Raw genomic sequence first — 15,831 nt, 5'->3', positions numbered from 1 at the left:
ATTTACCGCGCAATGTCAGAGTTTGCTGGCGCAACGGGGCTCATTTGCAAGATAATCTCGCGCCTTGCAATTGGCGTCATAGCTTTGACGTCCTGGTGATTACCGGTTTCGACAGCGCCTCATGGGCCTGCCCCCGATCGTTCCCAACCAATACCGCCGTTTCAGGAGGCCTGGATGCACAATGACGGAAAGGTGGTGCCAATCAACAGGGCACACGCCACGCCATCGCCGCTCGCGCGCCTGCCGGTGGTATTGCTGCAGGTTCGCGACAAAGCCGCGCAACAGTTGCAGCAGGGGCTGCAGGAGTTGTTCGATAACGCCGACGATACGTTGTTCGAGATGGCCGACAAGGCCCGCAGCAACGTGGACCATCATATTTTCTTTGAAGCCATGCGCGACTTGCGCCTCAAACGCAAGAATTTCGAGCGCGTGTTCATAGAGCGGCTGTTCGAAGCCTTTGGCGGCTTGGGCCAGGCGGGGCGCGGCGAGCTGCAGATGGTGCCGGTGGTGTCCTATGACGCGGCGCCAGGTTCATCCAAGGATGAGCTGGAAAAAGCCGTTGCACTTGAGGCCATGCTCGGCCGGGTGCGTCACCGTGACGGGCTGGCGCTCGGGCAACTGACCGCACGCTTGAGTACCTTGCTTGGCAATCACCTGGATGACCGTGAAAATCCCTTGGGCCCGGCGCTGCTGTGCGAGTTTTTCCTGCGTGCGGGGCGCAGTCTGGGTGTGGAGATCCGCGTCAAGCTGATCATGCTCAAGCTGTTTGAGAAGTACGTACTCAGTGACGCGGACCAGTTGTACGGTGAGGCCAACCAGTTGCTGGTCGCCACCGGCGTGTTGCCGGACCTCAAGACCGTGCCGTCGCGCCGCCCCGGCGAGCGCGCCGCCCGTGATTACCAGCGTGAAGCGACACAGCCAAGCGCCGAGCAACCCGTCGACGAAAATGGCCAGCAAGCCTTCACTGCCTTGCAGGCGCTGTTGACCACCGTGCGCGGTAGCGTGTCGCCTACCCTTGAGGCCAGCGCCGAACCCCAGCCCATCGCCACCCGCGACCTGCTGCGGCTGCTGTCACATTTGCAGCAGTACGTACCGGAGCCGGAGGTCGAGGATGATTTCGACCTGCGTAGCCAGCTTGAGCAATTGCTCACGCGGGTCAGCGTCAAGAGTGGCAAATCACGGGTGGTGGAGGAAGCGGACGAAGATGTGATCAACCTGATCGCCCTGCTGTTCGAATTTATCCTCAATGACCGCACTGTGCCGGACGCCTTCAAGGCCTTGATCGGGCGCCTGCAGATCCCGCTGCTTAAAGTGGCGGTGCTGGACAAGAGTTTTTTCAGTCGCTCCGGCCATCCGGCGCGGCGCCTGTTGAATGAAATCGCGGCGACCGCCATGGGCTGGAGCACGGTCGATGACTACGCGCGCGACAGCCTGTACCTGCGCATTGAGCAGGTGGTCCAGCGTTTGCTCAATGAGTTTGTCGAAGATCCGGCGATTTTTTCCCAGTTGCTGACCGAATTCACCGCGTTCACCGCCGATGAGCGCCGGCGCCGCGAGTTGCTTGAACAGCACACCCGCGACGCTGAAGAAGGGCGCGTACGTACTGAAGCGGCGCGTGCACGGGTGGCCGAGGTGCTCAACCGACGGCTGTTGGGCAAGGTGTTACCGCGAGCGGTGGTGCAGTTTCTGCAACAAGCCTGGAGCCAGGTGCTGTTGCTGGCCAGCCTCAAGCACGGCGAACAGTCGGTGCAGTGGCAGGCAGCGCTGCGCACCATGGATGAGTTGATCTGGAGTGTGAGCCTGCCGCAAGACACCGACGCCGCAGGCCACTTGCTGGCGCAGTTGCCGGGCTTGCTCAAGGCCCTGCGTGATGGATTGACCAGCGCGGCCTTCGACCCCTTCAGCACCCGGGATTTTTTTGTTCGCTTGCAGGCCCTGCATGTCCAGCCGCCCGAAGGTGTCGATGGCTTGATCGAAGTGCGCGACCCTTTTGTGCTCAGCGCAACGCCGCCTGATTCAGCCCAGGAGCTGCCGGCGGATGATCCGGACCTGCTCAAGGTGTACCAGATGCGGATTGGTGGCTGGGTCGTGTTCCAGCCGGATCAGGGCAATGCCCTGCGCTGCAAGCTGATGGCGATCATGGCGCCGGCCAACACCTATGTTTTCGTCGGCCGCACCGGGCTCAAAGTCATGGACAAAAGCGTCGGCCAACTTGCACTGGCGTTCAAGCGTGGCGCGCTGCACACCCTGGACGATGGTCCGCTGTTCGAGCGGGCACTGGCGGCGGTGGTGGACCAGTTGCGTCAACTCAATCGCGGCTAGTGATCGCAACCGCGGGGTCGAACGCGGCATACTGGTCACACTTAGTCACGTTCAAGGATCCTGTATGCAGTTGGACCCCGCCAGCGGTTGGTGCCAGGGCATTCGCCATTGCCCTTCCCCGAACTTCAACGAGCGCCCCGCAGGCGAGATCTCACTGTTGGTGGTGCATAACATCAGCCTGCCACCGGCGCAGTTCGCCACTGGCAAGGTGCAGGAGTTTTTCCAGAATCGCCTGGATGTCACGGAACATCCCTACTTTGAAGGGATTGCCGACCTACGGGTGTCTGCGCATTTTCTGATTGAGCGCGACGGTGCGGTAACGCAGTTTGTGTCCTGCATCGACCGGGCCTGGCACGCTGGGGTTTCATGTTTCGAGGGGCGTGAAACCTGTAATGACTTTTCTTTGGGCATAGAGCTGGAAGGTACGGATGACCTGCCGTTCACCGACGCCCAATATAGGTCGCTGATCGACCTGACACTTCAGTTGCTGACCGCCTATCCCGGTATTACGCCACAGCGTATCTGTGGTCACAGCGATATCGCCCCGGGGCGTAAGACTGATCCCGGCCCCGCTTTTGATTGGACGCGCTTTCGCAGCGCTCTGCAGGATGGAGGACACGCACGATGAGTTTTCTGGTGTTGGTGCTGGCGGTGTGGATCGAGAAGTTCTCGGCCATGCGCCAGCGATTGCAGCGTGATGGCGGCTGGTTGCGCGAATTGGCCAAGCTGGAATCGAGCCCGCGCCTGGGCAAGCAGCCTTGGCTGATTCTGGCCCTGCTGGTGCTGCTGCCGGTGGCGTTGCTGGCATTGTTGCTGCTGGTGCTGGAACCGGTGGCCTATGGTTTGTTGGCGTTGCCGGTGCACCTGCTGGTGGTGATCTACAGCCTGGGCCGTGGCGACCTGTTGGCCGGGCTTGGGCCGTTTCGCGATGCGTGGCGCCGGGGCGATCTGCAAGCTGCCGAGCATGTGGCCGAGCGCGACCTCAACATTGGCGCCGACAATGGCGAGCAGTTGCTGGAGCGCGTCCAGGGTCATCTGTTATGGCAAGCGTACCAGAGCTTTTTCGCAGTGATTTTCTGGTACTTCCTGTTGGGTCCGGTCGCCGCACTGGCCTATCGGCTGTTGGCCCTGGCCAGTGAACACAGCCAGAACCCACTGGTGGCCGAGCGCGCTGGGCAGCTGCGTCACGCGTTTGACTGGTTGCCGGTGCGTCTGCTGGCTGCTAGCTTTGCCTTGGTGGGCAACTTCGTTGCGGTCAGCCGTGTGATGCTTCACGAGTTGCTGAGCTGGGACATCAGCGCCGCGCAACTGGTGGAGAAAGTCGGCCTGGTCGCCGCCGAAATCCCGCCGCCGGTGGTCGGTGCAGACGGCATCAACAGCCTGGATCGCTTGTGGGAACTGCTGCTACGTGCGGCGGTGCTGTGGTACGCCGGGTTCGCCATCTGGACTGTGCTGCCTTGACCCCCGGACAGGAGCGAGTCCTTCGCTCCTGTCGTTAACCTTAAGTTACAAAACTCCCTTTCAAATTGAGCTATACAGACAGAGCGCCAAATAGTGGCTTTCTGCCGCCGCCCTGCGCCTCAATAAAAATAAAAGAAAAGGGAGTTGACCTGTGAAGAGCTTGCTCTATCCCGCCATTGCGCTGATGAATCGCCTGAGCTTCGGCATGAAGTTCAGCCTGATCAGCGTGTTGTTCCTGCTGCCGATGCTGGCGACCAACTATTACCTGGTGCGTGATTCCTGGCGCGAGTTCCAGGGCACCCGTGTCGAACTGCAAAGCCTCGATCTTCTTGGTAGCAGCCTGGCCTTGCGCCGTGATCTGGAAACCCTGAATAACCAAGTGCAGATCAACGCAACCCTCGGCCAATCCGGTAAGGCCGCAGACCTGGAGGCCAGGATTGGCACCTTGGAGCAGAGCGTGCTCGCCCGTCTGCAGGGCCTCAACCCGATGGCCACCGAGCCTGAGCAAGTCACCGTGTTTGAAGGCAAGCGCGACGAGCTGATCGCGGCGTTCAAGACCCAGCAACAGGAAACCTCGTTGCTGAGTAAAAGTGCGCTGATCGGCAAATTGCTCAACAAGGCGCAGATGCTCAGCCAGATCATCGCCAGCCAATCCGGCTTGAGCCGCGACTCTCAGAGCGATTTACGCCAACTCAGCGAACTGATCACCAGTGTCACACCCCAAGTTACCCAAGTCTTGGGAGAAGGCCGGGCGATGGGCGCTTATTCCCTGGGCCAGGGCTTCCTCAATTCCTCCTCCAGCACCCGTTTTGACGAGCTGCTGCAACAGCTGGAAAAACTCCAAGCCGAATACGGCTTGAAATTGCACGATGCCCTCGGCTCCAGCACAGCCGCCCACGCCGCGCTGGACGGTCTGGCGAAGGCCAGCAACGCCAGCCTCAAGCAAGGCAGCGAGCTGTTTGAAGAGCAAGTGGTGATGGCTGAAACCCTCGACGCACCCTGGCAGGCTTTCTACGACAGCGTCAGCCAATTGATGGCCCAGACCTATCAGCTCGATGACGCCACCCTGATGTTCCTCGGGCAGCAACTGGAACAGCGCCTGGCGCAGAATCGTACGCACATGGTGGTACTGGTCTCGGCGCTGACGGCGGTGTTTCTGCTGATCTTCTACCTGTACGCCGGCTTCTACGCCTCGACGCGCACCACCCTGCACCGCCTGGGGGCGATGATGGACAAGGTGGCCGCCGGCGACATGACCGTCACGTTGTCGCCCAGAGCCGTGACGAGTTGGGTGATCTCGGCCAGGTATTCAACGGCACTGTGGCGAAAATCCATGACTTGATCGAACGCGTCGGGCACACCGTCAGCCAGGTTGAACTCCAGGCCGGCCAAGTGGAAGCGGTGTCGGCCCGCAGCAATGAGGCGGTCTCTGGCCAGCGCATGCAGATCGAACAGGTGGCGACGGCCATGAACCAGATGTCGGCCACCGCCCAGGAAGTAGCGCGCAGTGCGGCGGCGGCGGTCAGCAGTGCCCACAGCGTCAACGACGAAACCGTCAATGGCCGTGGCCTGGTGCAATCCCAGCAGGGCAGCATTGCGCGGCTGGCTTCGGAGATCGATGCGTCGGTGCGGGTGATCAACCAATTGGCCAGCGACAGCCAAGCCATCAGCAGTGTGTTGGAAGTGATCAAAAGCATCGCCGAGCAAACCAACCTGCTGGCGCTCAACGCGGCGATTGAGGCCGCCCGGGCCGGTGAGCAGGGGCGCGGTTTCGCGGTGGTGGCCGATGAGGTGCGCACCCTGGCCCGGCGTACCCAGCATTCCACCGAAGAAATCGAACAAATGATCAGCCGTCTGCACGCCGGTGTCGGCGCAGCCGTGAAGGCCATGGGTACCAGCCATGAAATGGCCAGCGGTACCGTGGGCCAATCGGAAAAGGTCCAGCAGGCGCTGGAAAATATCCTCGGTGCCGTCGGCATGATCGTCGACCAGAACCAGCAGATCGCCGCCGCTGTGGAGCAGCAGACCGCCGTCGCCCACGATATCGACCAGAACATCGTCGAAATCAACCGGGCCGGCGAACATGCGGCCCAGGGCGCGCATCAGACCGAGGCGGCGAGCCGGCAGCTTTCGGTGCAGGTGATCGAGCTGAAGCAATTGATCGGCGCGTTTCGCGTGTAGGGCGGCGGGGTAGGATTGGTCTTTTGTGGATGTAGTGCTTGTCTTGATTTCCCTGAGTGCCTTTTTTGATCCCGGGAATGAGTGAGAATTTATTTCACTCATTCATGATTCAGGGGAGGCACGACGATGACCACTGCCGTCGGCATCAAGGGGCACTGCGCCCATTGCGATATCACGTTTGAACTCAAACCTTGGCAACTCAATGCCATCGCTATCGAAGAGCCCTTCGACTGCCCTTACTGTCAGCGGGTGTTGGAGCTGAACTGCCCCCGGCAACTGCGCCATTTCAAGGCGCTGGATCACTGGGCGCTGGTCCGCCCGAGCATGGCGGTGTTGACCAGCATGGTACTGATCGTGGCACTGGTGACGGAATGGGTGGGGCTGATCAGCGTGATCGGGCAGCTCAACGTGTCACTGGTGGTGCTGTTGGCGCACTTTCTGGTGTTGCGCTACGCCCGGCATCGGCAACGCATGACCCTCAACCTGCAAGCGGTGATCCCGGTATTACCAATTGAACAGCTCGCCCGCATTGCGTGTGCTCGCCTCGGCCAGCAATAGCGGGCTTATGCCCATGCGCTCGGCCAGGGCGGTGCAGATCGCCGGCAGGTGCTCGGGGCTGTTGCGCTGGCCTGGGTACATGGCCGGTGCCATGTCGGGGGCGTCGGTTTCCAGTACCACCGCGTCCAGCGGCAGTTGCGCCAGCACCTTGTGCATGCGCAGCGCCTGGGGCCACGTGGCGGCACCGCCCAGGCCAAGTTTAAAGCCCAGCTTGATGTACTCGTGGGCTTCTTCCCGGCTACCGGCAAATGCATGGATGATGCCGCCCCGTGGCAGGCGGATACGCTTGAGGGTCGCGATCACGGCGGCGTGGCTGCGGCGTACGTGCAGCAGGGCCGGCAGTTGGAAGTCCACGGCCAGTTTGAGCTGGGCTTCGAACAGGCTTTGCTGGCGTTCGCGGTCCAGGTGTTCAAGGAAGTAATCCAGGCCGATTTCGCCCACTGCGCACAGTTGCCGGTGGCCGTGCAGGCGGCTCAGCCAGTCGCCCAATTCCGTGAGGTCGGCGGGGCAGTGGTCATCCAGGTACACCGGGTGCAGGCCGAAGGCCGCGAACAAACCTTCATCCGCCTGTACCAAATCCCACAAGCGCTGCCAATTCTGCTGATACACCCCCAACACCACCATGCGCCGCACACCGAGCGTACGACTGTGGGCGAGGACTTGCGGGCGATCACTGTCGAAGTCCGCAAAGTCCAGGTGGGTGTGGGTGTCGATCAGCTCCACGCTCAGGCCTCGTGGATACGCTGTTTGAAGGTCCGGCCGATGGCGTGCACGCCCGGCTGGTACTGTTCTTCTTCAATCGCGGCCAGGGCCAGGCGCAAGGCGGTGTCGGCAATCAGTTGATGTTGCTGGGCCATGGCGTTGACCGGCAGCGGCAGGAAATCCAGCAACTGCGTGTCACCAAAGGTGCCCAGGCGCAGCGGGCGCGACTTGAGCGGGAAGTCATGCAGCGCGTCAAACACACCCTGCAGCAGCACGTAGGACGTGGTCACCAGTGCGTCAGGCAAATGCCCCAGTTGTTGCAGAAGTTGCTCCATCAGCTGTCGGCCGCAATCACGGCTGAAGGACTCGCCGTGTTCGACGATCACTTCACCCGTGAAGCCTTGCAGCGCTTCACGGAAACCGGCGGCACGCTCCTGGCTGATGCTCAACTCGGGCCGTGCGCCGATCAGCACGATTTGCTTGGGCACCGGTTGCAACAGGCTGCTGGTCAGTTGCTGACAGGCCTGGCGGTCATCGCTGACCACGGAGCAGAACTGTTCGGGTTCCATCACCCGGTCGATGGCGATCACCGGCAAGCCCTTGGCTTGCAGCTCGCGGTAACTGTCATCACTGGCGGGCAGGCAACTGGCCACGAACAACGCATCGCAACGCCGTGCGCGGAACAGTTGCAGCAATTGACGCTCGCTGTCCGCCTCATCGTCGGAACTGGCAATCAGCAGCTGATAGCCACGCGCACGCGCGCCCTGTTCCAATAGCTTGGCGATTCGTGCGTAACTGGGGTTTTCCAGGTCGGGCAGGATAAAGCCCAAGGTGCGCGTGTGCCGACTGCGCAGTCCGGCGGCCTGGGGGTTGGGGGTAAAGCCATGGGCTTGGACCACGGCACGCACCCGCTCCACGGTGGCGCTGCTGATGCGTTGCTGTTCGGCCTTGCCATTGATGACGTAGCTGGCGGTGGTCACGGACACACCGGCGAGACGTGCGATATCACTGAGTTTCAAACCGGGATTTCCTTGTTTTTTGGAGCTTGCCCCGACATTTTTTCCAATCGTAACCGATTCCAGCGTACGACCCATGTCCTGGCTCAAGTGCCGAGTGGTCCTTCAAGGATGCACAATTAACGCGTAATCTGCCTTAAATTCTAGATTAAACGTTTCAGCCAGCGTATTTTTACGACGTTCGCTACTGAGTGGCTACTGCCAATTGACCACTCAGTCAGTAAATTCTGAACACATTTACACTGAATTATTCAAAACAATACCTAGTGCACCCCTTGCACTAACTAGGAGAACGGCATGCTTGAGCTCACTGTAGAGCAGATATCCATGGGCCAAGTGGCTGTGGATAAGTCTGCTGCCTTGCACCTGCTCGCTGACAAACTGGTGGTCGATGGCCTGGTCGCCGAGGGGTATCTCAGCGGCTTGCAAGCCCGTGAAGCCCAAGGCTCGACCTTTCTTGGCCAAGGTATTGCCATCCCTCACGGCACTCCCGAAACCCGCGACCAAGTATTTTCCACCGGCGTGCGCCTGTTGCAGTTCCCCGAAGGGGTGGACTGGGGCGACGGTCAGATCGTGTACCTGGCCATCGGCATTGCCGCCAAATCCGATGAACACCTGCGCCTGCTGCAACTGCTCACCCGCGCCCTCGGTGAAACCGACCTGGGCCAGGCACTGCGCCGTGCCGGCAGCGCCGAAGCGTTGCTCAAACTGCTGCAAGGCGCGCCGCAGGAGCTGGCGCTGGATGCGCAGATGATCAGCCTGGGCGTGTCCGCCGATGACTTTGAAGAGCTGGTCTGGCGAGGCGCACGCCTGCTGCGCCAGGCCGATTGTGTGAGCAATGGTTTCGCCGCTGTATTGCAGCAGGTCGACGCACTGCCCCTGGGCGATGGCCTGTGGTGGCTGCACAGCGAGCAGACGGTCAAGCGTCCGGGCCTGGCGTTTGTCACGCCGGATAAACCCATGCGCTACCTCGGCCAGCCGCTTAACGGCCTGTTCTGCCTGGCCAGCCTGGGCGAAGCCCACCAGGCGTTGCTTGAGCGCCTGTGCGCCTTGTTGATCGAAGGTCGCGGCCAGGAATTGGGCCGTGCCACCAGCAGCCGTGCAGTACTCGAAGTGTTGGGCGGTGAACTGCCGCCGGATTGGCCGAGCGCACGCATCACCCTGGCCAACGCCCACGGGCTGCATGCGCGACCGGCGAAGATCCTCGCGCAACTGGCAAAAAGTTTTGAAGGCGACATCCGTGTGCGCATCGTCGACGGTCCTGTGGGCGCGGTGTCGGTGAAGAGCCTGAGCAAGTTGCTGAGCCTGGGCGCCCGTCGCGGTCAAGTGCTGGAATTTGTCGCCGAGCCGAGCATTGCCGGTGATGCGCTGCCCGCGCTGCTGGCGGCGGTAGAGGAGGGGCTGGGAGAAGAGGTCGAGCCGCTGCCGACTGCGAGCGCCAAGCCTGCCATCGTTGAGGCCGAGCCCGCGCTCAGCGCACCGCTGGCCGGCAGCCAGGTCCAGGCCATCGCCGCCGCGCCGGGCATTGCCATCGGCCCGGCGCATGTGCAGATCCAGCAAGTCTTCGATTACCCGTTGCGCGGCGAATCCTCGGCCATTGAGCGCCAGCGCCTGCAAGAGGCTCTCGGTGAAGTACGCCGCGATATCCAGGGCCTGATCGAGCGCAGCCAAGCCAAGGCGATTCGCGAGATTTTCATCACCCACCAGGAAATGCTCGACGACCCGGAACTGACCGACGAAGTCGACACCCGCCTCAAACAAGGTGAAAGCGCCGAAGCCGCGTGGATGAGCGTGATCGAAGCCGCCGCCAAGCAGCAGGAGTCGTTGCAGGATGCTCTGCTCGCCGAGCGCGCCGCCGACCTGCGTGACATCGGTCGGCGGGTGCTGGCTCAACTGTGTGGCGTCGAAACCGCCCAGGAACCTAGCGAACCCTACATTCTGGTGATGGACGAAGTCGGCCCTTCAGACGTTGCCCGTCTGGACCCCACCCGCGTCGCCGGCATCCTCACCGCCCGTGGTGGCGCCACGGCCCACAGCGCTATCGTCGCCCGTGCCCTGGGCATCCCCGCGTTGGTCGGTGCCGGTCCGGCCGTGTTGCTGCTGGCCTCCGGCACGCCGTTGTTGCTTGATGGCCAGCGCGGTCGCCTGCATGTGGACGCCGACGCCGCGACGTTGCAACGCGCCACCGTCGAGCGCGATACCCGCGAGCAGCGCCTGCAAGCCGCCTCGGCCCAGCGCCATGAACCGGCTGTCACCCGTGACGGCCACGCCGTGGAAGTGTTTGCCAACATCGGCGAGAGCGCGGGTGTCGCCAAAGCGGTCGAGCAGGGCGCCGAAGGCATTGGCCTGCTGCGTACCGAGCTGATTTTCATGGCCCACCCGCAGGCGCCGGACGAAGCCACCCAGGAAGCCGAATACCGCCGCGTCCTCGACGGCCTCGATGGGCGCCCGCTGGTGGTGCGCACCCTCGACGTGGGCGGCGACAAACCGTTGCCTTACTGGCCGATTGCCGAGGAAGAAAACCCCTTCCTCGGCGTGCGCGGCATTCGCCTCACCCTGCAACGCCCGCAGATCATGGAAGCGCAATTGCGCGCCCTGTTGCGCTCGGCGGATAACCGTCCGCTGCGCATCATGTTTCCCATGGTCGGCAGCGTGGATGAATGGCGCGCCGCCCGTGACATGACCGAGCGCCTGCGCCTGGAAATCCCGGTGGCCGACCTGCAACTGGGCATCATGATCGAAGTGCCGTCCGCTGCGCTGTTGGCGCCCGTGCTGGCCAAAGAGGTCGACTTCTTCAGTGTCGGCACCAACGACCTGACCCAGTACACCCTGGCCATCGACCGTGGCCACCCGACCTTGTCGGCCCAGGCCGATGGCCTGCACCCGGCAGTGTTGCAACTGATCGACATCACCGTGCGTGCGGCCCACGCCCATGGCAAATGGGTCGGCGTGTGCGGCGAGCTGGCGGCAGACCCGCTGGCGGTGCCGGTGCTGATCGGGCTGGGTGTGGATGAGTTGAGCGTGTCGGCCCGCAGCATTCCCGAGGTGAAGGCGCGGGTGCGTGAATTCAGTCTGAGCGAGGCCCAGGGCCTGGCGCAAAAAGCACTGGCGGTGGGGTCTCCTGCCGAAGTGCGTGCCCTAGTGGAGGCCGTGTAAATGGCAAGGATTCTAAGCCTGACGCTGAACCCGGCGTTGGACCTTACGGTGCGCCTGGCGCGCCTGGAACCGGGTGAAGTCAACCGCAGCGACGCCATGCTCACCCATGCCGCCGGCAAGGGCGTGAATGTGGCGCAGGTGTTGGCGGATCTTGGGCATCAGGTGACCGTGGGCGGTTTTCTGGGAGAGGACAATCCGCAAGCCTTTGAAGCGCTGATCGCGCGCCGTGGTTTTGCCGACGCATTTATCCGCGTGCCTGGCGAAACCCGCAGCAATATCAAGATCGCCGAGCAGGACGGCCGGATCACCGACATCAACGCGCCGGGGCCGTGGGTCAGTGAACGGGCGCAACAGGCGCTGCTCGATCAACTCACGCGGATCGCCCCCGGGCATGACGCGGTGGTGGTCGCCGGCAGCTTGCCCCGTGGCGTCAGCCCGCAGTGGTTGCAGGATTTGTTGGTGCAACTGAAAAAGCTCGGTTTGAAAGTCGCCCTGGACACCAGCGGCGAAGCGTTGCGGGCGGGTTTGCAGGCGGGCCCGTGGTTGGTCAAACCCAACACCGAAGAGCTGGCCGACGCCCTGGCGAATGCCACGGATGCCGTCAGCCAACTGCATCAACAGGGTGTGGAGCATGTGGTGGTCTCCGACGGCGCCGCGGGCGTGAGCTGGTACAGCCCGGGCGCAACACTGCATGCGACGCCGCCCAAGGTCACCGTGGCCAGCACCGTCGGCGCCGGCGATTCGCTGCTGGCCGGCATGCTTCACGTCTGCTCAGCGGCGAAGCGCCCGAGCAGACCTTGCGCCGCGCCACCGCGATAGCGGCGATGGCGGTGACGCAGATCGGTTTTGGCATCAGCGATGACGCGCAGTTGGCGCACCTCGAAAGCGGCGTAGTTGTGCGCCCGCTGACAGAACAATAAGAGGGTTTGTGATGAAGTTAGCCATTGTTACTGCCTGCCCGAACGGCATGGTCACCAGTGTGCTGTGCGCCCGCTTGCTGGACGCTGCCGCGCAACGCCAAGGTTGGAGCACCAGCGTCGAAGTCGTCGACGTGCAACACCCGGAACGCGCACTGTCCCAAGCGACAATCGACGCCGCCGAATGGGTGTTGCTGGTCAGCAGCACCCCGGTGGATATGCAGCGCTTTGTCGGCAAGCGCGTGTTCCAGAGCACCCCGGCCCAAGCGCTGGCGGATGTCGAAGCGGTGTTGCGCCGTGGCGCCGAAGAAGCCCAGGTGCAGCTCGCCAGCCAAGCGCCAGTGGCATTGAAACAGGCCCCGCGTATCGTCGCGGTTACCGCGTGCCCCACGGGCGTGGCCCATACCTTCATGGCCGCCGAAGCCTTGCAGCAGACGGCCAAGCGCCTGGGTTATGACTTGCAGGTCGAGACCCAAGGCTCAGTAGGCGCACGTACGCCATTGAGCCCGGAGGCCATCGCCAACGCCGACGTGGTGTTGCTCGCGGCAGACATTGAAGTCGCCACCGAGCGCTTCGCCGGCAAGAAGATCTACCGTTGCGGCACCGGCATTGCCCTCAAGCAATCCGAAGCGACCCTCAACAAGGCCTTGGCCGAAGGCGCCGTCGAAAACACAGGCACCGCCGCGGTGGCCAAGAAAGAAAAAACCGGCGTGTACAAACACCTGCTCACCGGTGTGTCGTTCATGTTGCCGATGGTGGTGGCAGGCGGTTTGTTGATTGCGTTGTCGTTCGCCTTTGGCATTCACGCGTTCGAACAGGAAGGCACCTTGGCGGCCGCGTTGAAAACCGTCGGCAACAGCGCCTTTACGTTGATGGTGCCGCTGCTGGCAGGTTACATCGCGTACTCGATTGCCGACCGCCCCGGCATTGCGCCGGGCATGATCGGCGGCCTGTTGGCCGGCACGTTGGGGGCGGGTTTTATCGGCGGCATCCTTGCCGGTTTCCTGGCGGGCTACTGCGTCAAACTGATCACCCGTGCCGTGCAATTGCCACAAAGCATGGAAGCGCTCAAGCCGATCCTGATCATCCCGCTGCTGGCAAGCCTGATTACCGGCCTGGCGATGATCTACCTGGTCGGCCCGCCTGTGGCGCGCATGCTGACCAGTCTTACCGACTTTCTCAGCACCATGGGCACCACCAACGCGGTGCTGCTGGGCATCCTGCTGGGCGGCATGATGTGTGTGGATCTGGGCGGGCGATCAACAAGGCGGCCTATGCGTTTTCGGTGGGCTTGCTGGCAGCGTCCAGCGGAGCGCCGATGGCGGCGACCATGGCCGCCGGCATGGTGCCGCCGATTGGCATGGGCATCGCGACGTTCCTGGCGCGGCGCAAATTTGCCCAGACCGAGCGCGAAGCCGGCAAGGCCGCGATGATCCTCGGCCTGTGCTTTATCTCTGAAGGCGCGATCCCGTTTGCGGCCAAAGACCCATTGCGGGTGATCCCGGCTGCTATCGCCGGTGGCGCGCTGACTGGCGCCCTGTCCATGTACTTCGGCTGCAAACTCGCCGCGCCCCATGGCGGGCTGTTCGTGCTGGTGATTCCGGGGGCGATCAACCACGCGCTGTTGTACCTGCTGGCCATCGTCGCCGGTAGCCTGTTGACCGGCTTGGTGTATGCCGTGATCAAGCGTCCCGAAACGGTGGAACTGGCTGTCGCACCGGTGTCATAAGCGCATGCTTAAGTGGCCCTTTTGATAATCAGGAGGGCACCTGCATGAGCCATTTCGATCTGGGCCGTCGCCGTGTGATGCAAGTCGTCGGCGCCGGCCTTTTGCTGCCGGGCCTGGCGCCGGCGGTGATTGCTTCGGTCAAGGACCGGCCGCAACTCACCGACGGCGTGCAGTCCGGCGACCTGCTCGGCGATCGCGCCATGATCTGGAGCCGCAGTGACCGCCCGGCGCGGATGGTGGTGGAGTGGGACACCCGCAGCGTGTTCAGCAACCCACGCCGATTCGTCTCGCCGGTGGCCGACAACCGCACTGACTTCACCGCCCGCGTCGAACTCACCGGGCTGCCTGCCGACCAGGCGGTTTTCTACCGTGTGCACTTCGAAGACGCCCAGACCGGCATCGCCAGCGAGCCGTGGTTCGGCCACCTGCGCAGCGTGCCGCAGCAGCGCCGTGACATTCGTTTTGTGTGGAGCGGCGACACCGTCGGCCAAGGCTTCGGCATCAACCCGGACATCGGCGGCATGCGCATCTACGAGGCCATGCGCCTGCGCCTGCCGGACTTCTTTATCCACAGCGGCGACACCATCTACGCCGACGGCCCGGTGCCGGCGCAACTGGAGACTGAAGGCGGTCGCATCTGGCGCAATATCACCACCGAAGCCAAGAGCAAAGTCGCCGAAACCCTCGATGAGTATCGCGGCAATTACCGCTACAACCTGCTGGATGAAAACGTGCGCCGCTTCAATGCCGAAGTGCCGCAGATCTGGCAATGGGACGACCACGAGGTGGTGAATAACTGGTCGCCGAGCAAGCAACTCGATGAGCGCTACCAGACCAAGGACATCAACACCCTGGTCGGGCGTGCGCGCAGGCCTGGTTGGAATATGCGCCGATGCGTCTGCAGAGCGCCGATGGCGGCGGGCGGATTTATCGCAAGCTCAGCTACGGCCCGCTGCTGGATGTGTTTGTGCTGGATATGCGCAGCTATCGCGGCGGCAACGATGACAACCTGGGCGGCGCCAAACCCTTCCTGGGCCGTGAGCAACTGGACTGGCTAAAGCGCGAGCTCAAGGCCTCCAAGGCGCAATGGAAAGTGATCGCCGCCGACATGCCGATTGGCCTGGGTGTGCCTGACGGTGAAGTCAGCCCCGGCGTGCCGCGCTGGGAAGCGATTGCCAACGGCGACCCCGGCCCGGCGCAAGGGCGCGAGCTGGAAATCGCCGAGCTGTTGGCATTCCTGCGTGCGCAGAAGGTACGTAACCACGTGTGGCTGACGGCGGATGTGCACTACTGCGCGGCGCATCACTACCACCCGGATCGGGCGGCGTTCCAGGATTTCGAGCCGTTCTGGGAGTTCGTTGCCGGGCCATTGAATGCGGGAAGTTTCGGGCCTAATCCGCTGGATAAAACCTTTGGGCCAGAGGTGGTCTTCGAAAAGGCACCGCCGGCGCAGAACACCTCGCCGTTTGCCGGGTTTCAGTTTTTTGGCGAGGTGAATATCGATGGGCAGACGGCGGAGTTGACGGTGATATTGCGCGACCTGGATGGGGTGTCAGTGTTCGAGCAAAAACTACAACCAGTCTAATAATTTGGCATGCGGTCAGAATGTGGGAGGGGGCTTGCCCCCGATAGCCATAGGTATCTACACAACTTCCAGTGAATGCGGAATCCATGTCAAACGCGCTGTTGTGGTGAGTGGGCTTGTCCCGCGCTGGGCTGCGAAGCGCCCCAATCCAGGCACCGCGTTTTTTTCAGTCATAACCCATTGGCCGGTTTTGGGGCCGCTTCG

Annotated in this window: 9 protein-coding genes and 3 pseudogenes; 10 read left to right on the top strand and 2 right to left on the bottom strand. The window is 62.6% G+C overall.

Translation table 11 applies throughout. The features are described 5' to 3' along the window. Positions 1–174: 174 nt before the first annotated feature. From IQK56_RS00220 to IQK56_RS00200, 6 genes are all read left to right on the top strand, one after another. Complete coding sequence (locus IQK56_RS00220) at positions 175–2,322, top strand: DUF1631 domain-containing protein (RefSeq protein WP_193864186.1); 2,148 nt, start codon at positions 175–177, stop codon at positions 2,320–2,322. Positions 2,323–2,386: 64 nt separating this feature from the next. Beyond that, entirely contained in the window at positions 2,387–2,950 is a 564-nt protein-coding gene (gene ampD, locus IQK56_RS00215; protein WP_122309221.1) for a 1,6-anhydro-N-acetylmuramyl-L-alanine amidase AmpD, read from the top strand. Next, complete coding sequence (ampE, locus tag IQK56_RS00210) at positions 2,947–3,783, top strand: regulatory signaling modulator protein AmpE (RefSeq protein WP_193864187.1); 837 nt, start codon at positions 2,947–2,949, stop codon at positions 3,781–3,783. The genes ampD and ampE overlap by 4 nt, the downstream gene beginning before the upstream one ends. Before the next feature lie 151 nt (positions 3,784–3,934). Further along, positions 3,935–5,125, top strand: coding sequence for a dynamitin family protein (locus IQK56_RS31580; RefSeq protein ID WP_425274636.1), 1,191 nt, complete (start codon positions 3,935–3,937; stop codon positions 5,123–5,125). Positions 5,126–5,223: 98 nt separating this feature from the next. Further along, positions 5,224–5,964 (top strand): methyl-accepting chemotaxis protein, encoded by a 741-nt coding sequence (locus IQK56_RS31575; protein WP_425274637.1) that lies wholly within the window; start codon positions 5,224–5,226, stop codon positions 5,962–5,964. Positions 5,965–6,090: 126 nt separating this feature from the next. Continuing rightward, a complete protein-coding gene (locus IQK56_RS00200; RefSeq protein WP_122309227.1) occupies positions 6,091–6,522 on the top strand; it encodes a hypothetical protein in 432 nt (143 codons plus the stop codon). On the opposite strand, the gene IQK56_RS00195 is transcribed toward IQK56_RS00200, so the two are convergent. Together IQK56_RS00195 and cra are read right to left on the bottom strand one after the other, a co-directional pair. Then, positions 6,469–7,245, bottom strand: coding sequence for a TatD family hydrolase (locus IQK56_RS00195; RefSeq protein ID WP_193864188.1), 777 nt, complete (start codon positions 7,243–7,245; stop codon positions 6,469–6,471). The two genes, IQK56_RS00200 and IQK56_RS00195, sit on opposite strands and share 54 nt — an antisense overlap. A 2-nt stretch (positions 7,246–7,247) precedes the next feature. Continuing rightward, entirely contained in the window at positions 7,248–8,243 is a 996-nt protein-coding gene (gene cra / locus IQK56_RS00190) for a catabolite repressor/activator (protein ID WP_150675091.1), read from the bottom strand. Positions 8,244–8,537: 294 nt separating this feature from the next. Between cra and ptsP the strand changes: the two genes are divergently transcribed. The 4 genes and pseudogenes from ptsP to IQK56_RS00170 all read left to right on the top strand — a co-directional run bounded on the left by ptsP (position 8,538) and on the right by IQK56_RS00170 (position 15,627). Further along, positions 8,538–11,396: a phosphoenolpyruvate--protein phosphotransferase gene (gene ptsP, locus IQK56_RS00185; RefSeq protein WP_150675090.1), complete on the top strand. Its 2,859-nt coding sequence runs from the start codon at positions 8,538–8,540 to the stop codon at positions 11,394–11,396. Then, positions 11,397–12,316: pseudogene (pfkB, locus tag IQK56_RS00180) on the top strand (1-phosphofructokinase). Between the two features lie 11 nt (positions 12,317–12,327). Next, positions 12,328–14,042: pseudogene (locus IQK56_RS00175) on the top strand (PTS fructose-like transporter subunit IIB). 44 nt (positions 14,043–14,086) lie between these two features. Next, positions 14,087–15,627, top strand: a pseudogene (locus tag IQK56_RS00170) (alkaline phosphatase D family protein). The last annotated feature ends 204 nt before the right edge of the window (positions 15,628–15,831 follow it).

Source organism: Pseudomonas cyclaminis, from assembly GCF_015163715.1.
Classification (GTDB): domain Bacteria; phylum Pseudomonadota; class Gammaproteobacteria; order Pseudomonadales; family Pseudomonadaceae; genus Aquipseudomonas; species Aquipseudomonas cyclaminis.
The sequence above is the reverse complement of the archived record's forward strand: the minus strand, read 5'-3'. Positions and strand labels throughout refer to the sequence as shown.